This is a genomic window from Deinococcus sp. YIM 134068, from assembly GCF_036543075.1.
GTDB classification, from domain to species: domain Bacteria; phylum Deinococcota; class Deinococci; order Deinococcales; family Deinococcaceae; genus Deinococcus; species Deinococcus lichenicola.
This window is the reverse complement of sequence record NZ_JAZHPF010000011.1, coordinates 15,989-39,938: the sequence shown is the minus strand read 5'-3', so window position 1 is coordinate 39,938 and position 23,950 is coordinate 15,989. Positions and strand designations below refer to the sequence as shown.

Annotated in this window: 32 protein-coding genes; 11 read left to right on the top strand and 21 right to left on the bottom strand. The window is 68.2% G+C overall.

Features of this window, described 5'->3' with window-relative positions; translation table 11 throughout:
* Positions 1-85: 85 nt before the first annotated feature.
* The 4 genes from V3W47_RS11960 to V3W47_RS11945 are packed head-to-tail and all read left to right on the top strand — an operon-like array spanning position 86 to position 1,570.
* Complete coding sequence (locus tag V3W47_RS11960) at positions 86-409, top strand: AbrB/MazE/SpoVT family DNA-binding domain-containing protein (protein ID WP_331825442.1); 324 nt, start codon at positions 86-88, stop codon at positions 407-409.
* Positions 406-822 carry a type II toxin-antitoxin system VapC family toxin gene (locus V3W47_RS11955; RefSeq protein ID WP_331825503.1) on the top strand — a complete coding sequence of 139 codons (417 nt, stop codon included), beginning with the start codon at positions 406-408 and terminating at the stop codon, positions 820-822. The genes V3W47_RS11960 and V3W47_RS11955 overlap by 4 nt, the downstream gene beginning before the upstream one ends.
* A 56-nt stretch (positions 823-878) precedes the next feature.
* Positions 879-1,151, top strand: coding sequence for a hypothetical protein (locus V3W47_RS11950; RefSeq protein WP_331825441.1), 273 nt, complete (start codon positions 879-881; stop codon positions 1,149-1,151).
* On the top strand, positions 1,148-1,570 hold the full coding sequence (locus tag V3W47_RS11945; RefSeq protein WP_331825440.1) for a type II toxin-antitoxin system VapC family toxin: 423 nt from the start codon (positions 1,148-1,150) through the stop codon (positions 1,568-1,570). Before V3W47_RS11950 ends, V3W47_RS11945 begins: the two co-directional genes overlap by 4 nt.
* A gap of 165 nt (positions 1,571-1,735) precedes the next feature.
* Here V3W47_RS11945 and V3W47_RS11940 read toward each other — a convergent pair whose 3' ends face one another.
* The 3 genes from V3W47_RS11940 to V3W47_RS11930 all read right to left on the bottom strand — a co-directional run bounded on the left by V3W47_RS11940 (position 1,736) and on the right by V3W47_RS11930 (position 4,253).
* A complete protein-coding gene (locus tag V3W47_RS11940; protein WP_331825439.1) occupies positions 1,736-2,506 on the bottom strand; it encodes a DUF6338 family protein in 771 nt (256 codons plus the stop codon).
* Positions 2,507-2,736: 230 nt separating this feature from the next.
* Entirely contained in the window at positions 2,737-3,321 is a 585-nt protein-coding gene (locus V3W47_RS11935; RefSeq protein ID WP_331825438.1) for a biotin transporter BioY, read from the bottom strand.
* Complete coding sequence (locus V3W47_RS11930; protein ID WP_331825437.1) at positions 3,318-4,253, bottom strand: biotin--[acetyl-CoA-carboxylase] ligase; 936 nt, start codon at positions 4,251-4,253, stop codon at positions 3,318-3,320. The genes V3W47_RS11935 and V3W47_RS11930 overlap by 4 nt, the downstream gene beginning before the upstream one ends.
* A 158-nt stretch (positions 4,254-4,411) precedes the next feature.
* Here V3W47_RS11930 and V3W47_RS11925 point away from each other — a divergent pair, with 158 nt between their 5' ends.
* Both V3W47_RS11925 and V3W47_RS11920 read left to right on the top strand, forming a co-directional pair.
* A complete protein-coding gene (locus tag V3W47_RS11925; protein WP_331825436.1) occupies positions 4,412-4,816 on the top strand; it encodes a Fur family transcriptional regulator in 405 nt (134 codons plus the stop codon).
* A 176-nt stretch (positions 4,817-4,992) separates the two neighbouring features.
* Positions 4,993-7,725 carry a hypothetical protein gene (locus V3W47_RS11920; RefSeq protein ID WP_331825435.1) on the top strand — a complete coding sequence of 911 codons (2,733 nt, stop codon included), beginning with the start codon at positions 4,993-4,995 and terminating at the stop codon, positions 7,723-7,725.
* A 181-nt stretch (positions 7,726-7,906) separates the two neighbouring features.
* Here the strand turns inward: V3W47_RS11920 and pth are convergent, their stop codons facing one another.
* The 3 genes from pth to V3W47_RS11905 all read right to left on the bottom strand — a co-directional run bounded on the left by pth (position 7,907) and on the right by V3W47_RS11905 (position 9,543).
* A complete protein-coding gene (gene pth, locus V3W47_RS11915) occupies positions 7,907-8,542 on the bottom strand; it encodes an aminoacyl-tRNA hydrolase (protein ID WP_331825434.1) in 636 nt (211 codons plus the stop codon).
* Between the two features lies 1 nt (position 8,543).
* Complete coding sequence (locus V3W47_RS11910) at positions 8,544-8,966, bottom strand: hypothetical protein (RefSeq protein ID WP_331825433.1); 423 nt, start codon at positions 8,964-8,966, stop codon at positions 8,544-8,546.
* 73 nt (positions 8,967-9,039) lie between these two features.
* Entirely contained in the window at positions 9,040-9,543 is a 504-nt protein-coding gene (locus V3W47_RS11905; RefSeq protein ID WP_331825432.1) for a DUF427 domain-containing protein, read from the bottom strand.
* A 171-nt stretch (positions 9,544-9,714) separates the two neighbouring features.
* Here V3W47_RS11905 and V3W47_RS11900 point away from each other — a divergent pair, with 171 nt between their 5' ends.
* Genes V3W47_RS11900 through V3W47_RS11880 form a run of 5 tightly spaced genes read left to right on the top strand, consistent with a single transcriptional unit; the run spans position 9,715 to position 12,571 of the window.
* Complete coding sequence (locus tag V3W47_RS11900) at positions 9,715-9,879, top strand: hypothetical protein (protein WP_331825431.1); 165 nt, start codon at positions 9,715-9,717, stop codon at positions 9,877-9,879.
* A 32-nt stretch (positions 9,880-9,911) separates the two neighbouring features.
* Positions 9,912-11,024: an alpha-hydroxy acid oxidase gene (locus V3W47_RS11895; RefSeq protein ID WP_331825430.1), complete on the top strand. Its 1,113-nt coding sequence runs from the start codon at positions 9,912-9,914 to the stop codon at positions 11,022-11,024.
* 58 nt (positions 11,025-11,082) lie between these two features.
* Entirely contained in the window at positions 11,083-11,550 is a 468-nt protein-coding gene (locus V3W47_RS11890; protein WP_331825429.1) for a MarR family winged helix-turn-helix transcriptional regulator, read from the top strand.
* A gap of 11 nt (positions 11,551-11,561) precedes the next feature.
* Positions 11,562-12,098, top strand: coding sequence for a DUF6022 family protein (locus V3W47_RS11885; RefSeq protein ID WP_331825428.1), 537 nt, complete (start codon positions 11,562-11,564; stop codon positions 12,096-12,098).
* A gap of 53 nt (positions 12,099-12,151) precedes the next feature.
* Positions 12,152-12,571 carry a VOC family protein gene (locus tag V3W47_RS11880; protein ID WP_331825427.1) on the top strand — a complete coding sequence of 140 codons (420 nt, stop codon included), beginning with the start codon at positions 12,152-12,154 and terminating at the stop codon, positions 12,569-12,571.
* Positions 12,572-12,603: 32 nt separating this feature from the next.
* Here the strand turns inward: V3W47_RS11880 and V3W47_RS11875 are convergent, their stop codons facing one another.
* The 15 genes from V3W47_RS11875 to V3W47_RS11805 all read right to left on the bottom strand — a co-directional run bounded on the left by V3W47_RS11875 (position 12,604) and on the right by V3W47_RS11805 (position 23,930).
* Entirely contained in the window at positions 12,604-13,017 is a 414-nt protein-coding gene (locus V3W47_RS11875) for a DoxX family protein (protein WP_331825426.1), read from the bottom strand.
* A complete protein-coding gene (locus V3W47_RS11870; protein WP_331825425.1) occupies positions 13,014-14,057 on the bottom strand; it encodes a DNA topoisomerase IB in 1,044 nt (347 codons plus the stop codon). Before V3W47_RS11870 ends, V3W47_RS11875 begins: the two co-directional genes overlap by 4 nt.
* Positions 14,057-14,809, bottom strand: coding sequence for a uracil-DNA glycosylase (locus tag V3W47_RS11865; RefSeq protein WP_331825424.1), 753 nt, complete (start codon positions 14,807-14,809; stop codon positions 14,057-14,059). The genes V3W47_RS11870 and V3W47_RS11865 overlap by 1 nt, the downstream gene beginning before the upstream one ends.
* A 131-nt stretch (positions 14,810-14,940) precedes the next feature.
* Positions 14,941-15,450, bottom strand: coding sequence for a hypothetical protein (locus V3W47_RS11860; RefSeq protein WP_331825423.1), 510 nt, complete (start codon positions 15,448-15,450; stop codon positions 14,941-14,943).
* A gap of 16 nt (positions 15,451-15,466) precedes the next feature.
* Positions 15,467-16,651 carry a glutamine-hydrolyzing carbamoyl-phosphate synthase small subunit gene (carA, locus tag V3W47_RS11855; RefSeq protein WP_331825422.1) on the bottom strand — a complete coding sequence of 395 codons (1,185 nt, stop codon included), beginning with the start codon at positions 16,649-16,651 and terminating at the stop codon, positions 15,467-15,469.
* 141 nt (positions 16,652-16,792) lie between these two features.
* Positions 16,793-17,245 (bottom strand): hypothetical protein, encoded by a 453-nt coding sequence (locus V3W47_RS11850; protein WP_331825421.1) that lies wholly within the window; start codon positions 17,243-17,245, stop codon positions 16,793-16,795.
* Positions 17,242-17,772, bottom strand: a complete 531-nt coding sequence (locus V3W47_RS11845) for an N-acetyltransferase (RefSeq protein WP_331825420.1) — start codon at positions 17,770-17,772, stop codon at positions 17,242-17,244. The genes V3W47_RS11850 and V3W47_RS11845 overlap by 4 nt, the downstream gene beginning before the upstream one ends.
* A gap of 97 nt (positions 17,773-17,869) precedes the next feature.
* Positions 17,870-18,340, bottom strand: coding sequence for a GNAT family N-acetyltransferase (locus tag V3W47_RS11840; RefSeq protein ID WP_331825419.1), 471 nt, complete (start codon positions 18,338-18,340; stop codon positions 17,870-17,872).
* 103 nt (positions 18,341-18,443) lie between these two features.
* Entirely contained in the window at positions 18,444-18,950 is a 507-nt protein-coding gene (locus V3W47_RS11835) for a GNAT family N-acetyltransferase (RefSeq protein WP_331825418.1), read from the bottom strand.
* On the bottom strand, positions 18,947-19,474 hold the full coding sequence (locus V3W47_RS11830) for an HIT family protein (protein WP_331825417.1): 528 nt from the start codon (positions 19,472-19,474) through the stop codon (positions 18,947-18,949). Before V3W47_RS11830 ends, V3W47_RS11835 begins: the two co-directional genes overlap by 4 nt.
* Positions 19,471-20,868, bottom strand: a complete 1,398-nt coding sequence (gene argH / locus V3W47_RS11825) for an argininosuccinate lyase (RefSeq protein ID WP_331825416.1) — start codon at positions 20,866-20,868, stop codon at positions 19,471-19,473. Before argH ends, V3W47_RS11830 begins: the two co-directional genes overlap by 4 nt.
* A 192-nt stretch (positions 20,869-21,060) precedes the next feature.
* On the bottom strand, positions 21,061-21,525 hold the full coding sequence (locus V3W47_RS11820; protein ID WP_331825415.1) for a GNAT family N-acetyltransferase: 465 nt from the start codon (positions 21,523-21,525) through the stop codon (positions 21,061-21,063).
* Positions 21,522-21,941, bottom strand: coding sequence for a hypothetical protein (locus tag V3W47_RS11815; RefSeq protein WP_331825414.1), 420 nt, complete (start codon positions 21,939-21,941; stop codon positions 21,522-21,524). Before V3W47_RS11815 ends, V3W47_RS11820 begins: the two co-directional genes overlap by 4 nt.
* Before the next feature lies 1 nt (position 21,942).
* Positions 21,943-23,190, bottom strand: a complete 1,248-nt coding sequence (locus tag V3W47_RS11810) for an argininosuccinate synthase (protein WP_331825413.1) — start codon at positions 23,188-23,190, stop codon at positions 21,943-21,945.
* A 269-nt stretch (positions 23,191-23,459) separates the two neighbouring features.
* The gene (locus tag V3W47_RS11805) at positions 23,460-23,930 is read right to left on the bottom strand and encodes a hypothetical protein (protein ID WP_331825412.1); all 471 of its coding nucleotides are present in this window, start codon (positions 23,928-23,930) and stop codon (positions 23,460-23,462) included.
* Positions 23,931-23,950: the final 20 nt, after the last annotated feature.

Below are 23,950 nucleotides of genomic sequence, written 5' to 3'. Positions count from 1 at the left end.
GGTGGATGGGTGGGGGCGTTCTCCTTCGGGTCGGGAATCCTGTGCTTCTTACTTCTCGTTGTAAGCTGTAAGACGGAGGTGGCGGATGCGAACCAAGACAGCGACCATTAGCAGCAAGGGGCAGATCGTTCTGCCGCGTGAAGTCCGCGAACGGTTGGGGGTCGGCCAGGGGGACGAGGTGGAATTCGTGATGGATGAGCAGGGTATCTATCTGCGCCCTTACCGCGAGGAAAAGAACCCCTTCGTCAAATGGATTGGTGCCTTGCGGCAAGGAGACGAAACAACGGAGGAGTTCATCCGCAACTCTCGCCATGAGGGGCTGACGGATGAAGAACTTCATATCCTCCGAAGCGGTCCAGGGGCGCAGGTCTTCCGGATAGGTCCGGACGGGAAAGAGGAGCGGGTCTGATTACCGCGTTAGATACCAACGTCATCAGCGATCTACTCGATCAAACTTCCCATTCCGCAGCCCTCTCGGTGCGACTGGGACAGTACGCGCAGCAAGGTCCACTGGTTATTTGCGGCGTCGTCTATGCCGAGTTGCATGGCCGACGCCACACCAACCGGGCCGCCATTGACACGTTTCTTACGAGCACCGGCATTCGCCTTGACGCCACCATGAGCGAAGACGCCTGGGCTGAGGCAGGCCGCGCCAACGCCGACTACCACGCGAGGCGGCGGGCGGGGGGAGCCGCTGGAATCCGCCCGGTCTTGCCCGACTTCCTGATCGGCGCACACGCTCAGCACCATGCCCACCGCCTCTTCACGCTCAATCCGGCAAACTTCGCCGACTTTCCACAGTTGCGCGTGTTGACGCTCTGAGCCTCGGCAATCCTTATGGGTCGACTCGCGCTACGCAGCCGCACAGGGAGGCCACCATGACTTCACACCGCACCCCCTGGCCCTATGCCGAAGCTCTGGCCCACATGGACGAAGTTCTCGAACTCGTCGCCAACGGAGAACCGCAGAGCATCACCCGCCCTGACGGTGTGACGTTCGTGATTCACACGGCTCCTCCGGCGACTTCAGAAGTCACCGACTTGCGAGAGGAGCCGTTCGTCAGCGCCATGACTGCTTTCAGGAACATTCCCCGTGACGAGGAGTTCAGGCTGGAACGCCTTCAGGACAGGCCCGGCGACGTAGAGCTGTGATCTACCTGCTGGACACGAACATTGTCAGTGAGACCTCCAAACCACGCCCAAACCTGGGGGTTATCGCTTGGCTGGAGAACGTTTCTATCAGGGACACGGCCCTGAGTGTCGTCACGCTCGGGGAGATCGAACGCGGCCTTCTCAACACGCCGGACCCCACCCGACGCCAACGGCTTGAGGCGTGGTACAGGCAGGACTTGCTCCCACAGTTCGCCGGTCAGGTCCTCGACGTGACGCATCCCGTGATGACCGAGTGGGCACGACTGGTTCAGGCCGCGCGCTCCGCCGGTCAGACGCCGGGCACCCTCGACGCCCTGATCGCCGCCACCGCCAGCGCCCACGGCCTCATCGTCGTCACGCGAAATATCAAGGACTTCGCCCCGCTCGGCGTGCCCACGCTCAATATCTGGACGCTCTGACCGCCTCCCCTCCCCCTTTTGGCCGATGCGCCCGCCCCCGCCACGGCGCACACTGGCCGCAGACTTCGGGTGGGGCCTCCGCACGGGAGCGCACCTGCAACCCACGCGAAGAAGAAGCCCCCACCCGAGTGAAGGTGGGGCTGTTTTCTCTCCCGAGGGGAAGTTTTAGTACGTATAGTAGAGGATGAACGCAGATATGATAAACAAAGTTATAAATGACAGTAGAACCTCATCCCGATCAAAAAGCCTCATTACTCTCTCTAGGAGGCTATCTCTACTATACCCACCATAACGAATTATATAATTTATGTTGTCGCCAGGTACAAACATATATGGTTCGCCGTTTAACTCTATGTCCTCCAACTCTCCTGTGTTCTCATCTACAAACGACACATCATACAAAATCACACCCTTATTAGAAGGTACTTCTGAGGCGTACGCCAGATTAGCAAGCAGCTCTTTACCGTCCTTGGTTTTAATATAAACACAAGGATGAGTGTCATCTATAAAATACTCGTTCCATATGTCAGGGTTGTACGAATGTCCTGTATACCTCCTACTTAGAAAGTTGAAACTTCTAGACCTCACCAACTTTCCCGCAAAAAAACCAGTCATAGCACCAATCATTGATACAGACAAAGACAGATAGATTATATCAATAACACTGGTGTCACCGAAACCAATCCTTCCCTCCTTTAAATCAGTTTTAAGTACCTGAGCTATAGTCACTCCCGGTATAGTTAGACCGAGCTTGCTTACAAGAACACCGATCTTGTCAAAAACGGCGTACAGTAGAGCCGCAGCTAATACGCTCCAAACAGTAGAGGCAACAAACTCTCTTGATCTAGAGCCAATAACGTAGCTAAATACAGATATTGCCACATAACCAGGAATTATTATTATAAGGCTGGCTAATAGAGTAGATACGTCACTCATTTATTGTCTGGTTTGGATTTAAATGGTCCCCCTTTTGGCACCCCGTCCTTTGGACTACCTTTGTTTTTATTTCCAATGGATACACTTGGCTTCGAATTTCCAATTATACTCTTTTCTGTCTCGCGCGGAAAGCTGCGGCTCTCCTCCAACCTTTTTCTTTCAGTCATGCACCTACTCCTTTCTCAAGTCGTCAGTGTTTCCTTCACAACCATCAGCTCCTACGAAACACTTTACCGCTTCCCCACCCACGCCCACGCTCCCGGCAGCAGCAGGGCGGCGAGGCCGAGTTTCAGGGCGTCACCGAGGAGGAAGGGGGTGAAGCCCGCGTTCAGGAGGGCCTGGCCTTGCAGCCCCGTGACGGTGCCGAGCCATGCCAGCCCGCAGGCGTAGATGACGGCGCTGCCCGCGAGCATGGCGAGGGCGGTGCCCCGAACGGTGCGGTCCAGCGCGTACCGCTCCACCAGCCAGCCGACGAGGGCGGCGGCGAGGATGTAGCCGACGAGGTAGCCGCCCGTGGTCCCCGCGAACTTGGCGAGACCCGCGCTGCCCCCCGCGAACACGGGCAGGCCGACCGCCCCGGCGAGGAGGTACGTACTCAGGCTCGCCGCACCCCGCCTCCACCCCAGCGCGGCCCCGACGAGCAGCACGGCGAGCGTCTGGAGGGTGATGGGCACGGGCCACAGCGGGATTTCGACCTGCGCGACGAGGGCGACGAACGCGGCCCCGCCGAGGACGAGGGGCACGTCACGGGTCAGACCACGCGCGGGCGCGAGCGTGCGGGCGAGGGTGGGGTGGGCGGGAACGGCTGGGGTCATGGGTGGTCCTCCTGCGAGTGGGATGGGGTGAGAGTACCAACAAGCTGAACGTCCCCCGCGTGAACGGTGACGGGCGGGCCGCCGGGCGGCTGGACGACGAGGCCCCCCTGCGCGTCGAGGTCCAGAGCGGTCCCGATGAGGTCGCCGCGCCCGGTGGAGAGGCGCACTTCCCGCCCGAGGGTGACGTTGGATGCGCGCCACGCCTCCAACACGGCGTCGGGCGACGCGACGAGCCACCGTTCCAGCTCGGCGAGGAGGCGGGCGAGGAGGGCGGCGCGGGTGACGCCGGGCAGAAATTCCGCGAGGTGGGCGGCCCCCGGCGGCGCGGCGGTGACGTTCACCCCGAGACCGAGGACGGCGCGGCGGGCCTCCTCACCCCGCAGGTCGGCTTCGAGGAGGATGCCCGCGAGCTTGCGCCCGTCGGGGGACAGGAGGTCGTTGGGCCACTTCAGCCCGCCGACGCCGCACGCGCGTTGCAGGGCCACCCCCGCCGCGAAGGGCATAAGCGCGAGGTCGGGGAGGGGCAGCGGCCCGTGGAGGAGCACGCTGAAGACGAGGGTGCCGTGGGTGGTGTCCCACTTCCGCCCACGCCGTCCACGCCCGGCGGTCTGCCGCTCGGCGACGAAGGCGGCACCGTGGGGGACCAGGTTATCCGGGTCGTCCGCCCACGCCCGCACCTCGTCCTGCGTGCTACCGACCGTGCCCGCGTAGCGCATCGCCCGCCCGAAGTGGCCCGTGACGGGCACGAGCTGAGGCGCGGGCGTCCCCACCTCCAGCGCGTACCCGCCCCGCGTGGTGACGACGGGCACGCCGCCTTCCGCCAGCCGCCGCGCCAGCGTGTTCACCGTAACGCGGTTCACGCCGAGCCGCGCCCCCAGCGTCTCCCCGGACTGGGGCACGTCGGTCAGCAGCGGCAGCAATCGGGCGGGCACGTTCAGCACTATGCGGGGTGGGGGTGAACGAAGGCAAGAAGGACGGCTTGTAGCACGTGCCTGTCGCTTGTAGAGGAAGGTCTTTTTCGACGGGCCACAAGCTTCCAACCGTAACGCTCGCGTCAGGCCCGCATCACCCCGTCTGCTATCCTCGCCCCATGACGATGGTGCGGCAAACCCGGCAGCGGCAGGCGGTGATCGAGGTGCTGCGGGCGTCTCGGGGCCACCCGGACGCGGCCTGGATCCACGGGCAGGTCCGGGGACAGTTGCCCCAGGTGAGCCTGGGGACCGTGTACCGCACGCTCGACGCCCTCGTACGTGACGGCGTGGTGATGACCATCGAGCGCGCGGGGCAGGCCACCCGCTACGACTACAAGCACGCGGGCGAGGACCACCACCACGCGGTCTGCCGGGGCTGCGGCGCGATCTTCGACGTGGACGCGGGGGCCGTGCCCTCCATCCCGGCGGCGGCGCTTCCGGCGGGCTTCCAGATCACCGGGGTGCGCCTGGAGTTCATGGGCCACTGCCCCGACTGCACGTCCCGGCCAGCCCAGGACAGCTAGCGTTCTCTCCACCAGCGGCCCGCCCACGCGGCGGGTTTTTTCTTGTGCCGCGTTCCGGTTGCCCGGCCCGTGGGGTGCGGACGGAGTACCGTTCGGGAAAGCGCGGGAACGAAAGGGGAAGGCATGGGGGACGCACGGCGTTCGGCGGGCCGGGGACGGGACACGGGGCGGGCGGGATGACGGAACTCGCGGTGGTGCTGGCGCTGGGGTTGGCGGTCTGGGCGCTCGTCCGCGCCTCACGGCTGGAGCGGCGGCTGGACGAACTGCGGGCCGAACTCGCGCGGCTGCGGGTGGGGGAGCGGGCTGGAGTGCCCGAAGCGACCCTGCCTGCCGAAGAATCCCTCGCCCCACCGGAGGAGACACCCACCATCTGGCCGGAGGATGTGCCGGTCGTGGTCTCCCCCGCCCCGGCCAGACCGCGCGGCCCCTCCCTGTGGGACCCCGAGTACAGCCGGGCGCGGATCAGCGTGATCGGGGGCGTGCTCGTGCTGGGCGGGCTGGCCTTCACGCTGCGGGAGCTGGGAGCGCCGAGCTGGACGGGGTTGCTGGCGGTCTTCGCGTTCGGGGGGCTGCTGTTCCTCAACGCGCGGCGGGTGCCGTGGCCGGTGTCGGGGGCGCTCCGGGGGCTGGGGTACGGGGTGACGGCGCTGGGACTGGGCAGCGTCACCCAGTCCCTCCCCGACGCCTGGGGTCCCGCCGTGGTTATGCTGGGCCTCCTCGCCCTGAGCGCGGGGCTGCTGTGGGACGGGCTGCGTCGCCGCGAACCGCTGCTCGGAGCATTGGCGGTCCTCGGGGCGGGCCTCTCGGTGTGGATGCTCACGGACGACCTGGGGCGGGCGTCCGTCCTCGCGGCGGGGGCGGTGCTGCTCCTCGCGGGGGTGGCCGTGTCGGGGAGGGCACCTGGGCAGGTGAAGACTAGCGGGGAACCGGAGGGCACGAACCGCGCGGCGCTCGCCCTCACCCTGGGGGTCTCCGGGCTGGTGCCGCTGGGGTGGCTGATCGCCTCGGCGAGCCACACCGACCCGGAGTTGCTGTTCGAGAGCGAAGGAAACTACGCGCTGGAAGTGCTGGCGCTCGGTGGGGCGGGCGGGATCGTCCCCGGACTCCTCGTCTGGCTGGCCTTCTCCGCCCTTGCGCTCGCCCCGGCGCTGGCCCTGCTCATGCGGCGGGTGGAGGAGGAGGAGACCCGCCCTCGCCCTCCCGTGCCCGCCCTCGCGGCGCGGGCGACGCTGGGGCCGCAGGTTCTCGTGGCCGCCGCCGTGGGCACGGCCCTGGCCGAACGCGGGCGGACAGACCCGCTCGTGGGTGTCCTCTCGCTGGTCATTCTCGCCCTGCTGGCGCTGACGGCACGGTACGCCTGGGGACGGCGCTTGGTCACGGGAGAAGACACCGCGCCCCCACTCACGGGCACCCTCGCCGGAAGTCTCACCGCCGCCGCGAGCGGGGTGGCCGGGGCGGCGGTCCTCGGCCTGCTGGGGGCGCGGACCCAGCCCGCCGCCATCGCCGGGGTCGCCCTCGCGCTGCTGCTCGTGGGCCTGAGCGCCCGCAGCCGGGGCTGGCTGACGGCGGGGGCGGGGGGCCTGGGCCTGAGCGCCGTGTGGGGAGCTAGCCTCGCGGGCACGGACCTCACAGGGACGAGATGGGACGCGCTCCTGGGCGCTCTGCCCGCAGGAATTGCCGTCCTGGGGGCGTTGCGGGTGGCGAGGGACCCGTGGGCCACCTCCCCCCGTCCGAACCCGAATCCCGACGGCACGCCCAGCACCCCCACCCCCCGCCTCACGGCCCCGCTCCTCGCCGGGGGTGGCAGCCTGCTCGCCGTGGCCGCACTCCAGACGGGCAGCGATGACCTTCTGTGGCTGGCCGTGGCGGCGCTCTCGGCGGGACTGTGGGCGCTCCGGGCCAGGGGGCGGGCTGACACTCCCCCCACCCCTCCCCGGAGGGCGGCCTTCTGGGCGCTCGCTCCCGGAGCCGCCGTGGGGGCATTGCTGCTGGTGGGGACGGCGGACGGCTCGGGCGGGACCGCGTTCACCTCCTGCCTCGTGGCGCTCGTCGCGGCGGGGTCGCTGCTGGGCACCGCGCGGCGGGCGGGCGGAGGGGCGAGGGCGGTGGCCGAGGGCGCGGGCCTGCTCGTCCTCGCGCTCACGCTGAGCCGCGTCAGCCTGACCTGGCTGCCGGGGGTGGGCGTGCCGGGGGCGCTGGCCCTCACGGCAGCCCTGACCGTGCCGCTGCGCCTCGCCTGGGGGTGGTCGCGGCTGGACGTGGGGCTGGGGCTGGGGCTGCTGGCCGCCCTGGTGGTCCTGCTCGCCGCGCCGCTGGGGGGGTCCTCCCCGCTCCCGGTGGAGTTGGGCCTCTCCGGCGCGTTCGTGGCCTCGCTCCTCGACCCGCTGAGTGGGACGCTGACGGTCCCGGCGCTGGGTGCCCTGCTCCTCAGCCTCGTGTGGGCGCTGACCCGCACGGCGGGCGGCCTGCGGACGCGGACCCTGAACAGTCTCCCGGCGGAGGACGCCGCGCCGCAACGGCCCCACGTTCAGGCCCTGTGGCTCGCGGCGCTGCTCCTCGTGGGGCTGCTCTCGCTGGGGGCGCGGCTTGACCCGGCGGCGGAGGTGGGGTGGCCCTGGCTCACGCTCTCCAGCCTCGCGGTCCTGGGGGTCGGGCTGGGCGCGTGTGTGGGAGCGCGGCGAACGGGCGAGCCGCCCCGCCTCCTGTGGGACACCGGCCTGGGACTGATCGTGGCGGCGGGCCTCAAGGGGGTCCTCCTCGACGCCCCGGAGGTGCCGAACACGGGCGCGGCGGTGGGCGTGGCCGTCCTCGTCACGGGATTGAGCTTGCTGGCGGTGGCGATTCTGGCCCCCCGGCCTCCGGGTTCAGCCCCCGCTCTGGGGGAGGCAGCGGACCAGCCGGAGGGCTGAGCGCCCCAGATCAAGGGCGCGGATGGTGGAGGAGGTCGGCCCACCACGCCGAACACTCGTCCGGTGAGGGACGACCTCTCCGCCGCCGGGAAAGGGCCGGGGCGAAGGCCTCCTCCTCACGGCGGTGGCCGGAGCGGGGCGAGCATCCGCCACGAGAGCGGCCCCGTGTGAAGGACCGCGCTCAGACCGTCTCTTGCGGTGGGGCCTCGGCGGCGGGGGCGGGCGGGTCGGCCTTCGGGCGGAGGTCGGTGCCGTTGAAGCGGCCCTGCGCCTCGGCCAGCCCGAGGGTCGCCCACGCTTCCACCGCGTTCGCGCCGAGGCGGACGAGTTCGGCGAGCGTGTCCGCCTCCTCCTCGCGCCACCTGCTCAGCACCCAGTCCGCCGGGTTCCAGCCCGCCGGGGGCCGCGAGATGCCGACCTTCAGCCGGGGAAAGGCGTCGGTGCCGAGGACGCGGAGAATGTCGCGCACCCCGTTCTGCCCGCCGTGCCGCCCGCCCAGCCGGAACTTCAGGAGGCCGAAGGGGCTGTCGAGGTCGTCCTGCACGACGAGCAGCGCGTCACCGCCCAGCTTGTAGAAGGTGACGAGCGGCCCCACCGCCCGCCCCGCCGCGTTCATGAAGGTCAGTGGCTTGACGAGCAGGACGCGGGTGCCGGGAGCGGGACCGATGCGGACCTCGGCCACCTCGGCGTCCTTACCCTCCCTGCGCCATGCGGCACCCCAGCGGCGGGCCACCTCGTCCACGACGAACCAGCCGACGTTGTGGCGGGTGCGGGCATAGTTCGGCCCCGGATTGCCCAGACCCACGACGAGGCGCATCTCAGGCCTCCAGGCTGCTCAAGGTCTCACGCCAGCGGGCCTCGGTCTCGCGGACGCGGGCCTCGGTGCGGGCGCGGGTATACCCGGCGCGGAAGTCGGTGAAGCGGGTGTCCGTGTCGGCGAACAGGAGGCCGAGGGCCTGCCGAACGTCCTGCACGTTGCGGTCGGTGAGGGTGGTGTCCTTCTGGTCGAGCACCTCGTCGAGCGTCGCCATCAGGCCGGAGAGGGGCCGCAACCACTGGAAGGCGGGATCGTTCATCACCAGCGAGTAGAGCGCGAACGGCCCCCCCACCGGGCCGTGGAGAAACTCGTATTCCCCCCTGGCAAAGTCGAGCAGCGCCGAGTGGAAGTGCCGCAGCCCCTGCGCGAGCGCCGTGAGCCGCTGACGAACGCGTGTGTCGGATGGAAGCGCCGAACCGGTCATAGCGGCAGGGTAGCAAGGGCGGCGCGGGCAGCGGCCCAGAGCGTCAGCGTCCGGTGACTCTGCTCACCGAACCTCACCACCCCAGCGTTCCCGCCTCGCCCTTGAACGGCCCGACCACGTTCGCCGTAATCCAGCCGCCGTAGAAGCCGCCCGGCTGCGGCGTCACGCGCTCGCCGTCCACCCGGCACTCATCCATACGGCCCGCGTAGACGGCGACATGCCCGGCGATGGGGAGGAAGGCGGACGTGGGGCGCTCGTAGCTCCAGCCCGCACTTTGAGCCGTCTTGCCGCCCGCACTCAGCGTCCAGTAACTCGCCTTCCCCTTCCACTCGCAGACGCTGCCGCCTCCCGCCGGAACGAGGACGCCGGGCAGGAAGGCGGTGGGTGGCAAGTAGTAGGTCGGTGGGTGACTCGTCTCCAGGACGCGAAAGCCTTCGGTCGTATCGGCAATTCTCACGCCGCCGAGCCAGATTTCAAGTCGTGCGGGTGTGCGCTCCAGTCGGGGCGGGCGCGGGTACTCCCACACGCTCTCCTGATGGGGACCGGGCGGGGCGGGACGCGGGCGCGAGGGGAACATGAGCCAGTCTGACAGACGGGGAGGAGGGGTGCCGTCGGCCTTCACCCGGACAGGTTGGGCAGGCGGTACGGTGCGGCTATGGAGAAACCTGACCTGGAACCATACCGCGCATTGGCCGGGGCCGGGCCTCTGGCAGTGGCGGAGGAGGCGAGGCGGAGGAGGTTAAGTCCCGTGAGCATCCTCTACGTGCTGCACGAGATATGTGGTCTGAGCATCGGAACGGGGAAGGAATTCTTGTTTCAGGTGGACCCGGAGGCACACGGCTTCCACACCCGGTTTCTCGCCGATCTGGACACCCTTCACACCGAGATAGACCGCGAGAACGGCTCCCAATAACCCAGGCCAGCCCAGCCAAGTACGCTAACCCCGTGACCACCCCCAACCTGCCGGACGCCGACCAACCCGAACTGCGCGGCACGGTCAACCTCGCGGACCTCGAAGCCCTGGGACGCTCCCGGCTGGACCGCAACGCACTGGAGTATTACGCGAGCGGCGCGAACGACGAGGTGACGCTGCACGCGAACCGGGCGGCCTTTCGCGCCCTGCGGCTGCGGCCCCGGATGCTCGTGGACGTGTCGAACGTGGACACCTCCACCACGGTCCTCGGCCTGCCCCTCGCCTGTCCGGTAGGCATCGCGCCGAGCGCCTTCCACGGCCTCGCGCACAGGGCGGCGGAACTCGGCACCGCGCGGGCGGCGGCCTCGGCGGGCAGTATTATGACGCTGAGCACCTTCTCCAACACGCCGATTGAGGACGTGGCGGACGCGGCACCGGGCCGGATGTGGTTTCAGCTCTACCCCTGCATCGACCGCGAGCTGAGCGCGGACCTCGTGCGGCGGGCGGAGGCGGCGGGCGCGCGGGCGCTCGTCGTCACGGTGGACGCGCCCTTCGTGGGCCGCCGCGAGCCGAACGAACGCCACCGCTTCGCCCTGCCGCCACATCTGCGCGTGCCCAACGTGGCGAGCCGCGACCACCTCGCCCGGCTGGAGTCGGAGAGCGGGTCCCAACTCGTGAACTACTTTCAGGGCCTGATCGACAAGGCGTTCACGTGGGACGACCTCGCGTGGCTGCGTTCGGTCACGTCCCTCCCCGTCGTTCTCAAGGGCCTCCTCACCGCCGAGGACGCCGTTCTCGCCGCCGAACACGGCTGCCACGTCTGGGTCAGCAATCACGGGGGGCGGCAACTGGACACCGCCATTTCTTCCATCGCGGCGCTGCCCGAGGTCGTGGACGCGGTGGGCGGGCGGGTGGAGGTCTACCTCGACGGTGGGGTGACACGCGGGACGGACGTGCTGAAGGCCGTCGCCCTCGGCGCTCGCTGCATCTTCCTCGGACGGGCGGCACTGTGGGGTCTTGCGGCGGGCGGGGAGGCGGGTGTGCGCCGAACGCTAGACCTGTTACAGGACGAACTCCGGCTGGCCCTCGCCCTGTCCGGCAAACAGAATCTCGGGCAGGTGGGGCGGGACCTCGTGCGGCTGTGAAGGGCGTCTCTCCCCCTAATTTGACAGGAGCCTGTCAAAGCAGTAGGGTAGTCTTCCCGTGACCCAATCCACGGCGGAGGGGGCCGCCTTCACGGAACTGTTGCTGGAGGTCTTCCGGCTCAATGGCCTGTTGCTGGACGCGGGCGACCGTCTGACGAGGCCACTCGGACTGACGAGCGCCCGGTGGCAGGTGTTGGGGGTGGTGGAACACGGCCCCGTGACGGTGGCGCAGATCGGGCGGGTGATGGGTCTCGCGCGCCAGAGCGTGCAGCAATTGACGGACGCGCTGGAGCGGGAGGGCTTCGTGCGCTACGTGGACAATCCCCGTCACCGCCGCGCCCGGCTGGTGCAGCTCACGGAGAAGGGGGAGGACGCCGCCGCCCGCCTCATCCCCGCTCAGGCCGAGTGGGCAGATCGCATCGGCGGCGTGCGAACGCTCGCAGAGTGGCAGGCCGCGCTGGCAACTCTCCGCGCCCTGCGTGCCCGTCTAGAAGAGAACGCGTCGCCGACGGAGAACAACTCCTGAAGGAGGAGCGCATGACCGAGACCTTCCCCAACGCCGTGAACGGTTCGCCCGACATCCTCGCCCTGGGGCAGTGGGTGGACGCTCAAGTTGCCGAGCAGTGGGAAACCGTGCTGGACACCCACCGCGAGAAACTGGCGGACGCCTACGCGCGGGCCGGGGACATGGCCTTCGGCACCTACCTGAACCTGCTGCTGCGCGACGTGAAGCGGCACATGCGCGATCTTGGGCTGAAGGCCACTCCTCCCCTCCCCGGCGACTTCGACATCTCGCGCGAGTGGGGCAACGCCGACGGGACCGACAACGAACGCTGGATGTGGAGCCTCGTCACCACGACCTCCGGTGAGGCGCTGGGCACGCTGGTCCTGTCCATTCCACACGACCACACCCGCTTCCGGCTGCCGCGCCCTCCCCACGTGTTCGCCCTGCGCGAGACCGAGCGGGCCGGGGTGGAAGCCGCCCTGAGCGCCCGCTCCAGCGACTTCGCCCGCGCCCTGCCCTTCCACGAGGAGTACGCGGAGTATCTGCGGGGGCAGGAGACGGAGGCTTGAAAGGAGCCGCCGATGGGACTCAATCACCTCTGATCCGCGCCTAAAGGAGTCCCATGAATGTCACCGCCTCCGCCCTCTCCCTCAACGTGCCCGACGTGGCCGCCTCCGCCGAGTTCGTCAAGCGGCACTTCGGCTTCGTGGAGAGCATGACCGTCCCGGACACCATGTGCTCATTGACCCGGCCAGACGTGGGCTTCAACCTGATCTACCTGAGAACTGGGCTGGACAGCTTCAAGCCGCCGCACATCGCTGGAAGTGCCGGACAGGGGCTGCTCGTCGTCTTCGTGGTCGAGAACATCGATGCCGAGTACGAACGCCTGCGGGCGGAAGGCGTGCCCGTCGTCACGCCCATCGAGACCGAGCCGTGGGGCGAGCGGTACTTTCAGATGGAGGACCCGAACGGCGTCATCTTTCAACTGGTGCAGTGGGTAGAGGTGTCAGGGAACGAAGGCGACGATTCTCAGTCACCCTAAATTGACGACTTGCGGAGGGTGGACTTGGTACGCTAGCGCCGCTCCCCACGCGGCCTCGGCCACGCTCCCGTGGACCACAGCGCCCACAGCACCAGCAGGGGTTGGAAGAACAACCGGATCAGCCGCGCCCGGTCGGTGTCCAGCCCGAAGGCGTCCGTGCGCGTGAGGTACTGCGAGACGTTGCCGGGAAAGATGGCGACGAAAAAGGCGGCGACCACCCATCCCACCGCGACCCGCTGACGCGGCAGCGCGAGCAATGCCACCCCCAGCCCGACCTCCACGACGCCGGAGGCCAGCACCACGAAGTCCTTGTCGAGTGGAAGCCAATTGGGAACCTGGGCCTGGAACTCCCGCCGCAGGGTGGTGAGATGACCGACGCCCGCCCCAACGAGCGCCCCACCCAGCAACCAGCGGGCCAGCGTGCGCGGCCATGACCGGACGCTCACGCCGCCTTCTTCCGGCTCCGTCCCGTCCGTAGCGCCTTCTCGCTCTCCAGCATCCGCTTCAACGCCGCCTCGCTGCGGGTCAGGCCCTCCAGCTCCGGCTCGGGGCGGCCCGCCCTCGGCTCGTAGTCGTCGAGAACCTTGCCCTCCTGGTAGCGGTCGAAGATGACCGGGCAGATGTAGCTGCCGCGCGTGACGGCGGGCGTATTGCCCAGGTCCTCGGCGACGAACTTCACGCACTCCACCAGCGTCTTGCGGGCCTGCCGCTCGGACTCGGGCGCTCCCGCCTCGGCCAGAAATTCGGCGGCGACGAGGGTACCGCCCCAGGTGCGGAAGTCCTTCGCGGTAAAGGGGCCGACCACCTCGCGCAGGTAGCCGTTGAGGTCGGGGGCGCGCACGCGCAGGCGGGTCTCCTCATTGTCCACGCTCTGAAAGAGCCACGGGCCGGGCAGTTCTAGCAGCCGCCCGACGTTCGTGGTGAGGGTGCGGTCGCGGACCGTCTTTTCCTGAAGGATGCCGTGCTTGCCCTTGAAGCGGAAGGTGATCGCCCCGCCGTCCACCTTCACATGGCGCTGGCGCAGGGTGGACAGGCCGTAGGTCTTGTGCGCGCGGGCGTAGGCGTCGCTCCCCACCCGGAAGTGGGCGACGTGCAGCAGCCGCGACATGACCGCCAGCACCTTGCGCCGGGGCAGCCCGGAGAGCCGGAGGTCCGAGGCCGTCACCGTTCGCAACGTGGGCAGCATGTCCGCGAAGCGCGCGAGCCGCTGCCACTTCTTCAGGGCGCCCGCCTGCACGAAGTCGGAGTGGTAGCGGTACTGGAGCCGCCCGGCGGCGTCGCGCCCGAAGGCCTGCAACTCGGCGTCGGGGTCGGGTGAGACGAACACGCCCTCGTAGGCGGGCGGCACAGCGAGGGCAGAAATCCGGGCGATGCCCTCCGCATCGATGTATTCGGTGTCGTCCGGCCAGAAGTAACGGAACTCGCCCTGCTTGCTGCCCTCGCGGCGGAGGTATTCGTCTTGGAGGATTTCGGTGCGACTCGGCATTACTCGCTGGCCTCCATCGGAAGCTGCCAGTCAATCGCCGTCTCCCCGACCTCCTCCAGCGCCGCGTTCACCTTCGAGAAGGGCTTGGTGCCCATGAACTTCGCCACGCTCAGCGGGCTGGGATGGGCCGACTCGATGACGACGTGCTGCTTGCCCGTGACGAGCTTCGCCTTCTTGCGGGCGTAAGCGCCCCACAGGACGAAGACCACCCGCTCCGGCTTCTCGTTCACGGCGCGGATCACGGCGTCGGTGATCGCCTCCCAGCCCTTGCCCGCGTGGCTGTTCGGCTCAGCCTGCCGCACGGTGAGGACGGCATTCAGGAGGAGGACGCCCTGCTCGGCCCACGGGCGCAGGTAGCCGTGCCTCGGCGGCTTGAAGCCCACGTCCGCCTGCAACTCCTTGTAGATGTTCACGAGGCTGGGGGGCGGGCGCACGCCGGGCCGCACGGAGAAGCTCAGCCCATGCGCCTGACCGGGGCCGTGGTAGGGGTCCTGCCCGAGGATGAGGACCTTGACGTTCTCCAGCGGCGTGAGGCGCAGGGCGTTGAACACGTCGGGCGCGGGCGGGAAGACGGTGTGGGTGCGCCGCTCCTCCACCAGAAAGTCGCGCAGGGCATGGAAGGATGGCGAGGCGAACTCGGCGGCGAGCGCCGTCTGCCACGACTCCGGCAGCCCGGCGGGCACGAGGGGTTTGGGGGTGTCGGCGGTGGGATTGGTGGCCACTTGGCCGAAAAGGTCGGGCTGGTCGGTCATGGCGTCCTTTCGGGTCTGGGAGGGAGGATGGCTCGGAAGTTCAAGCCGCAGTCTCCCCTACCCATGCCGCCGAACGGTACGAGGCCACCGCTTCTCAAGGAAAGGTGAAGCGCCCACGCCTACTTGACCCGCTACTTCACCCGCACCCGGTAGGAGAACTTCAGCGTCTCCTCTGCCCGCAGTTCGCTCAGGACCCAGCGGACGTGGGTGTACTCGCTGACGGGGGCGGCGACCTCGCGGGTGACGCTCAGCCCGTTCTCGCTGACGGTGACGCGGCGTTTGGGGGTGGCGCTGTAGGTCCGCCCGTCGTCGGCGCTGTATTCCACCCGCCAGCGGCCCGTGGTTGCCGTCGCCCCGCCGCCGAAGAAGGTGCCGCGCGGCACGGGCATTCCCACGGACACGTCGCGCAGCACGCCGCCGCTGACGTTCCGCACGCCGACCTCCTCGCGCAACAGGTCGCCGGGCACAACGAGTTTTACGCCCTGGACGAATTGCTCAGCCACCCGGTCCCCCTGCGTCACCCGCCGCACGAGGTCCTGCGAGACCGTGAACTCCACGCGGGGGGGCGAGGATGGCGCGGGCGGGGCCGCCTGAGCCGGAAGCAGGCTGGCGAACACGAAGGGCAGCGCGAGGCGTCGCACGGTCAACACCTCCGCCCTACAGCCCCAGCCGCCCGGAGGCCGCCTTCTCCACGGGCGTCCCGTTCGCGCCGTCGAAGGCGTCGATCTCCTCGATGAAGCGGTCGAAGAGGTAGCGGCTGTCGTGCGGGCCGGGGGACGCCTCCGGGTGGTACTGCACCGAGAAGACCGGGTAGCGCGAGTGCGCCATGCCCTCCAGCGTGCCGTCGTTGAGGTTGACGTGCGTGGCGACGAACGATCCGTTCGGGATGGAGTCGAGGTCTACCGCGTACCCGTGGTTCTGCGAGGTGATCTCCACGTTCCCGGTGAGGAGGTTCTTGACGGGCTGGTTGCCGCCCCGGTGCCCGAACTTCATCTTGAAGGTGCGCCCGCCCGCCGCGAGGCCGAGAATCTGGTGCCCGAGGCAGATGCCGAAGGTGGGCAGCAGGCCCATCAGCTCCCACGCCGTCCGGTGCGCGTACTCCAGCGGTGCGGGGTCGCCGGGACCGTTCGACAGGAAGAGGCCGTGCGGCTGGAGCGCCATGATCTGCGCCGGGGTGGTGTGCGCGGGCACGACGATGGGTTCGATGCCGACCTCCGCCAGCCGCTCGATGATGGTGTGCTTGATCCCGAAGTCCATCAGCACGACGCGCTTGCCGTGCCGCAGGGTGGGGAAGGCGTAGGGCAGGGAGGTCGTGACCTCGCGGGTCATGTCGTGCCCGTCGATGTCCTGATGGCCCTTGGCCCGCTGAACGTAGACCTGCTCCTCGGCGGGGGTGAACTCCCCGTAGGCGTCCTCCGGGTGCGTGTACGAGCGGTGCGCGATGACGCCCTTCACCACGCCACCCGACCGCAACCGCCGCACGAGGGCGCGGGTGTCGATGCCCTGGATACTCACCACGCCGTACTGCTGCATGAACGCTTCGAGCGACTGCTGGGCGCGGTGGTTGGAATACTCACCGGAAAACTCGCGGGAGATGAAGCCGCGCACATACGGCTTGTTGCTCTCCATGTCGTAGATCGCCACGCCGTAGTTGCCGACGTGCGGGTAGGTGATCGTCACGATCTGCCCGTTGTACGAGGGATCGGTCATGATCTCCTGGTAGCCCGTCATGGAGGTATTGAACACGACCTCGCCGACCGTCTCGCCCCGGTGCCCGAAGGCGTAGCCCCGGTACACGGTGCCGTCTTCGAGGGCGAGAATTGCACGTTCCTTCCGAATCATAGGGGGCCTCCATACCGGCTCACGGGCCGGGTTTCATGGTGGGGGAGCGGTCAGCCGTCAGCGGTCAGTCGTCAGCTTTCAGCCACCGAGGGTAGCAGGGCGGGTGTGGGCCGAATGTCAGTCCTGCCGGAACACCTCTGCTCAAGCGAACGCCTCAAGCGGCTGCCCCTCGCAAAAAAGCACAGGAACTCCATGCTCGGGGTCAAGCTCCGTCGCATACGTCATGCGAATGCAGCGTGGGTCCTGGCCCTCAACTACCAGCGATTCAAGGCGGAAATCGTCGAAATACTCCGCCTCGCTCATCTGGAAGTAGGGCGCGGCCCACGGAGCGGGGCGACCCTCCTCCTCCAAGAGGCCGTAACGGTCCGGTCGGGTCAGCACCTCGTTCCGCACGAACGCCACAGCCAGCCGCTTCAGCCTTTCGGCATCTCTGACCGCCGCACGCATGAAGTCGAGTTGGGCAGACGACGGGACTTGACCTTCCATCCCTCGAAAGTAACCCCGAACAACACCATCCGCAGTAACAGTTTTGAAGGAAAAGCTTCCAGACGACTGCCGGACGGTCCCCAACACATCGTCGAGGAACTGCCTCACCCCAGCTCCCTATACATCGCAATCTCATTGCAATTCTCGAAGAACGCGCACCGCTGGCACTCGCTCCAGACCTTCGGGTGCAGGTTCGTCTTCTCGATGCGGGTGAAGCCGCACTTCTCGAAAAAGGCCTGCTGGTACGTCCACGCGAAGAGGGCGGGGAGCGCAATGTCGCGCGCCTCCCGCTCGCAGGCTTCGACGAGTTGTTTGCCCAGCCCCCGCCCCTGCATATTCGGGTGGACGGCGAGGCCGCGCACCTCCGCGAGGTCGGGCGCGAGCATGTGCAGGCCGCAGACGCCCGCCAGCCCGCCCGGCTTTCCCCCATGCGGCTCGGCGAGGACGAGGTGGAAGTCGCGGATGGTCTCGGCGAGGAGGCTCTTGGAGCGCACCAGCATCTGCCCGCGCGCCGCCCAGTAGCCGATCAGCTCGTGAATGGCGTCGATGTCGGAGAGCCGGGCCTTGCGCGTGCCCAGGGGAGCCTGCGGGTGCAGGTCGGGAACGGCGATGGAGTCGAGGGAGAGGAGGGTCATGGGTGGACCCCAGGCCGGAACGTGGAACGTAGGGGGTGGATCGTAGAGAAAGACTGGTGCCCTCCTACGATCCACACTCCACGCTTCACCCCCCCCCTTACGCCTTGCTCGCCGTCCGGTCCAGCGGACGCATCCAGGTCGTGCCGCCGGGGCGCTCGCTGCGGGCGCGGTAGGCGCGAATCTGGGGCGTGTCGGGGAGTTCGCCCATCACCACGGCCAGCGGCACCTGCTGAAAGCCGAAGGTTCCCCAGTCGCCGCCCTTGCTGAACATGTAGATTGCCCGGTCGCCCCGGCCCTGCGCGTACTGCACGGCGCTCATGACGAGGCGGTGGCCCAGCCCGCTTCCCCGCGCCGTCGGCAACACCGCCGCACCACGCAGCAGCGAGGCTCCGTCCCCGTGTTCCAGGCCGATGGCCCCGACGGGTTGACCGCTGCGTGTGGCGAGCCAGTAGGTCGTGCCCTCGGCCAGCGTCGCCTCGGTGGTCAGGCCCGCCTCCTGCATGATGCGGGTCACGGTGTCCTTGTCGTTGGCGTCGGCGAGGCGAATCTGCACGTTCTGGTCGGTCATGGGGGGTTCCTCCGTGGTCTGCCCCGTCCCGAGGACCCACGCGGGCGTCCGGGCGGGTGGAATTGTGTGTGGCGGCAGCATAGCGCAGGTCAGCCGTCATCGGCTAAGGCCCTCCCACTTCGGACAGCACGTTCAGGGGGCGCACCCAGCCCACCTCGTCCCGGAGCCAGCCCCGGCACTCGCCGCTGCGAACCTGCGGCGTCCCCGGCAGGGCGGCGGCCACCGTCTCGGGCGGGACCTGAGTAAAGCCGAACTGCTCCCAGAACGGCCCTGAGTCGCTGGAGAAGAGGTACACCGCCCGGTCCCCGCGCAGGCTCGCCTGGGTGAGCGCGCTCATCGCCAGCGCCCGCCCCAGCCCCTGCCGCCGCGCGTGGGGGAGCACGGTCGCCGAGCGGATCAGGCTCGCCCCCTCGCCGTGCTCCAGGCCGATGCACCCGGCGGGCACGCCGTCCAGTTCGGCAATCCAGTACGTCGAGCCGTCCAGCGTCGCCGTGATCGCCGCCCGCTCATGGCTCAGGCCCACGGCGAGGATGAGGTCGCGCAGGGTTTCGAGGTCGGCCCCGCTCGTCGCCTGACGAAGTTTGATGTGGGTATCGGTGTCCAGGGTCATGGGGAACCTCCAGAGGAGTGCAGGGGCGTGGGGGATGGGCCACCGTCCTCGGGTCGTCGTCGCTCGGCCTCCCGCGCCGCCGCCTTGAGGAAGTAACGCAGGCCCGCCCCCGCTGAGGCGTCCGTCCTCCAGCGGGGGATAACGTGGAGGTGAACGTGGGGGATGTGCGCCCCGCCCGCCGGGAAAACGTTCCAGCCGACCGTGTAACCGTCGGGCCGAACGGTGGCGTCCAGATGGGCGCGAATCTCGGCGAGGAGAGCGTGGGTGGCGAGCACTTCCTCCGGCGTGAGATCGAAGACGGTCAGGCAGGGCCGTTTGGTGACGATGTGCCCCACGTAACGTAGTCCGTCGCCGTAAAGAGAATCCTGCACGTACACGCACAGCTCGTTCTCCAGCACGACCTCCGCCCCCGTGAAGGTGGCCCGCGTGGAGAGCGGGTTCTCCTCGGGGTGGGCGAGCCAGTGTGCCCACTCCGCCTCGCGCTTATGCAGGAGCGTCCCATCGAGGCCCACCGTCACTCTCATCCCAACGCCGCCTTCGCCGCGTCCACGGCCTCGCGCACCCGCTCAGGTGCCGTGCCGCCGTAACTCTGCCGCCCTCTCACGCTCTCCTCCACCGTCAGGCTTCGGGCAACGCCGGCATTCAGCAGGGGGTGGGCCGCCCGCAACTCCGCGTCCGTGAGGTCCCACAGTTGCCGACCCGAGCGGCTGGCGAGGCCCACCAGCCCCCCGACGACCTCGTGCGCCTCGCGGAAGGGGACGCCCTGCCGGGCGAGGAAGTCGGCCACATCGGTCGCGGTGGAGAAGCCGCGCGCCGCCGCCGCCCTCGTCGTGTCCGCGTGCCAGACGGTCTTCGGCAGCATATCGGCGTACAGGCGCAGCACGATACTCAGCGTGTCGTAGGAGTCGAAGACGCCCTCCTTGTCCTCCTGAAGGTCCTTGTTGTAGGCGAGCGGCGTGCCCTTCACCACGGTCAGCAGGCCCATCAGGTTGCCGAAGACGCGCCCCGCCTTGCCCCGCGCGAGTTCGGACACGTCGGGATTCTTCTTCTGGGGCATGATCGAGGAGCCGGTGGTGTGCGAGTCGGGCAGGGTCAGGAAGCCGAACTCGAAGGTCGAATAGAGGATCAGTTCTTCCGACAGGCGCGAGAGGTGCGCGGCAAGGATGGCACACGCAGATAGGAACTCCAGCGCGAAATCCCGGCTCCCTACCCCGTCGAGGGAGTTGGCGGTCGGGCGCGCGAAGCCGAGGGCGGCGGCGGTGGCGTGGCGGTCGATGGGCCACGGCGTCCCGGCCAGCGCCGAGGACCCCAGCGGCGACTCGTCCATCCGCCCGGCGGCGTCGCGGAAGCGGCCCTCGTCGCGCTCCAGCATGGCGGCGTAGGCCATGAACCAGTGGGAGAGGAGGATGGGCTGGGCGACCTGAAGGTGGGTGTAGCCGGGGAGGATGACCTCATCCACCAGATACTTCTCTGCCTCCGCAACCATCACGGCCCGCAGCGCCCGCGCCTTCTCGGCCAGGTCGAGGGCCGCCTCCTTCGTGAACAGCCGGAAGTCCACCGCCACCTGATCGTTGCGGCTCCTGGCCGTGTGCAGCTTGCCCGCCACCGGGCCGATGCGGTCGCGCAACGCCGCCTCGACGTTCATATGCACGTCCTCGCGGTCGAGCCGCCACTCGAACGTCCCGGCGCGAATGTCGGCGAGGACGGCCCGCAGACCGTCACTGATCTGGGCCACCTCCTCCACCGTGAGGATGCCGACCTGCCCCAGCATCGCCACGTGTGCGAGCGAGCCGCGAATATCCTGCTCGGCGAGGCGCTGGTCGAAGGAGACGGAGGCGTTGAACAGCTCCACGAGGCCGTCGGTGGCCTCGGCGAAGCGTCCGCCCCAGAGTTTCTTGTCTTGTGTTGGTTGGATCATTGCAGTCTCCACGAAGGGGCGGGGGCTAAATTACGCTAAGCGTCTTCCAAGCGGCGTAAGCCAGGTACACCACCGTCAACACCGAACCGACGACAAAGACCCCTCGCCACAGGGGCAAAGGCGACCACCTCAACCGTGCGCCGACCAAACCCAGTAGGGCCAGAACAGGCAGGCCGAGCAGCAGCGACAGACTTACCATCCGACTTCCTTCACCAGCACCAGCGGCGGCGGGTTGTGCGGGTTCGCGTGGGCGTACCGTGCTGCCCCGTCCACCCGGTAGCCGAGGCGTTCGTAGAAGGGGCGCACAGCGAGGTTGTACTGGCTGACGGCGAGGAGGACGCGGGCGTAGCCGTCACGGGCGGCGACCTCCTCCACCGCGCGCACGAGCGCCGCACCGATGCCCTGCCCGCGCATGTCCGGGCGGGTGGCGAGTTTGTTGAGAGTGAGGGTCCGCGATCCATCCGGACGCCAGCCGACGCAGCCGACCGCCTCGCCGTCCTGCCACGCGAGGAAGCCGCCCCCCTGCCCCAGACTCCACGCCACGTCCTCCACACGAGTGCGGCTCCACGAACTGCGGGGGTCCATGCCCGCCGCCATCATGACGACGTGGAAGATGGGCGCGTCGGCGGGGAGGGCGGGGCGGAGGGTGGGAGTCATTTCTTCGCCCATCTCCGCAGCAACTCCTCACCGTCCGTGCGTTGCCCGTTCTTCTCCAGAAATGCTGCGACATCCTTCAAACGCGTCGGATACTTCTGCCCCGTCGTATGCCCATGCCGGAATCCCGCCGCCGCCAGCCGCCGCGCGACCTCCCAACCCTCGGCATCGGCCTGAGCAGGAGCGCGGAAGTTTTTACCCATCTGGATCATTGCCTGGCTACACTGCGGACAGGGGTAAGTTGCCGCATCCATGCCAAGTCCGTGCGTATTGGATAAGTTGCCGGAGGGGGAACGCGTGGCCTGAAAAATCAGGGGCTTACGAAACTGCTTGCGGCATTCAAAGCAGACGTAGTGGCTGGGACGCCCCTTCCACTTCACCAGGACGGGAACCAGTCGGGGCTTGACAGCGGGCGTCATCTCAGACCCGTTCGGCTTCCGGCTGTTCCTTCAGCCCAGCCCTCGCCTCCACCCGCGCCTGCACCCGCATCCGCAGGGCATTGAGCTTGATGAAGGCCCCCGCGTCGTGCTGGTTGTAGTCGCCGCCCGCCTCGAAGGACACGAGGTCCTTGTCGTACAGACTGCGGGGAGCCTTGCGCCCGACGACGATGCAGTTGCCCTTGTAGAGCTTCAGGCGGGCCGTGCCCGTGACGCCGGAGGCCACGTGGTCCATGTACACCTGAAGCGCCTCGCGCTCCGGGGCGAACCAGAAGCCGTTGTAGACGAGTTCGGCGTACTTGGGACCGAGGGCGTCGCGCTGGTGCAGCACCTCGCGGTCGAGCGTCAGGCTCTCCACGGCGCGGCGGGCGTGGTAGAGCAGGGTGCCGCCGGGCGTCTCGTACACGCCGCGCGACTTCATCCCCACAAAGCGGTTTTCCACGAGGTCGATGCGCCCGACGCCGTGCCGCCCGCCGATCTCGTTCGCCCATTGCAGGAGGGCGGCGGGAGTCAGACGCTCCCCGTTGATCGCCACCGGGTCGCCCCCCTCGAACTCCACCTCCACGTATTCCGGCTCGTTCGGCGCGTCCTCGGGGCTGACGGTGAGCTTGAACATGTGCGCGGGCGGCTCGGCCCAGGGGTCCTCCAGAATGCCGCCCTCGTAGGAGATGTGCAGGAGGTTGGCATCGGTGCTCCACGGGTCCTTCTGGGTGGTGGGGACGGGGATGCCGTGTTCGCGGGCGAACTGCTCCAGATCGGCGCGCCCCTGGAACTCCCACTCGCGCCACGGGGCCACGGTCACGATGTCGGGCTTCAGGGCATAGGCCGTCATCTCGAAGCGCACCTGATCGTTGCCCTTACCCGTCGCCCCGTGCGAGACGGCGACCGCGCCCTCCTGCTGGGCGATTTCGACCATTCGTTTGGCGATCAACGGGCGGGCGATGGACGTTCCCAGGAGGTAGTACCCCTCGTACAGCGCCGAGGAACGGAACATCGGGAACACGTAGTCGCGCACGAACTCCTCGCGCAGGTCGAGGGCGTAGGCGGCGACCGCGCCCGTATTCAGCGCCTTGACGCGCGCCTCCTCCACCTCGTCGCCCTGCCCGAGGTCGGCAGTGAAGCACACCACGTCGTAGTTCCGTTCGGTCTGGAGCCACTTGAGGATGATCGAGGTGTCGAGGCCGCCGGAGTAGGCGAGGACGATCCTGGGCTGGCTGGTGCTCTGGCTCATGGGCTGATCTTCTCCTGGAAACGTCAAGGGATGACGCAAAAGGCAACACAAGTCCCCCGGCGTGACCTACCCGGCCCTTTCCTGTGAGGGAAGGCCGGGGCGTCAGCGTCGGGGGAACAGGGTCTGCATGGCGTGTATGGATATACGCTTTCACGTATACCTATGCAGGCAGGGTAGCAGCCCGTGGGGATGGGGTCAAGGCGGCGTGCCGGGGCCGTCCAGCAGAAACGTCCGGCCCCACATCAGGAACCGGACGGTTGGCGAGTCTCTTAGCGGAACTGGTAGTTCACGCCGACGCGGGCACCGAAGCCGAAGTCGATGCCCGTGGAGCCGGTCCCGACGACGATGCGCGGTCCCGCCGAGCCTTCCACGAAGACGCTCAGGGGCGTCGTGACCTGGAAGTTCAGGCCCAGGATGCCGTTGGGGTAGACGACGAGGCCGCTGGAACTGCCGAGCGACACGTACGCGCCGAGGCCGAGGCCGTAGTAGGGGTCGAACGGCCCGAGGGCCTGGCTTCCGTTCAACTCGCCGAGGTAGGCCACGTCGCCGCCGATGGCGAGCGAGCCGCCCCGGAAGAGGTTCAGGGCGTCGAGGTTCAGGCCGTAGCGGATGGACGAGGTGGAGGTCAGGTCGGTCTGGTAGTGCACGGTGAGGCCCGTGCCGATGGAGCCACCCACGGAATCGGCGGCGGCGGACGAGACGGCGGAGAGGGCCAGGAGTCCGAGAAGGGCTTTCTTCATAGCCTGAGCGTAAGCCATTG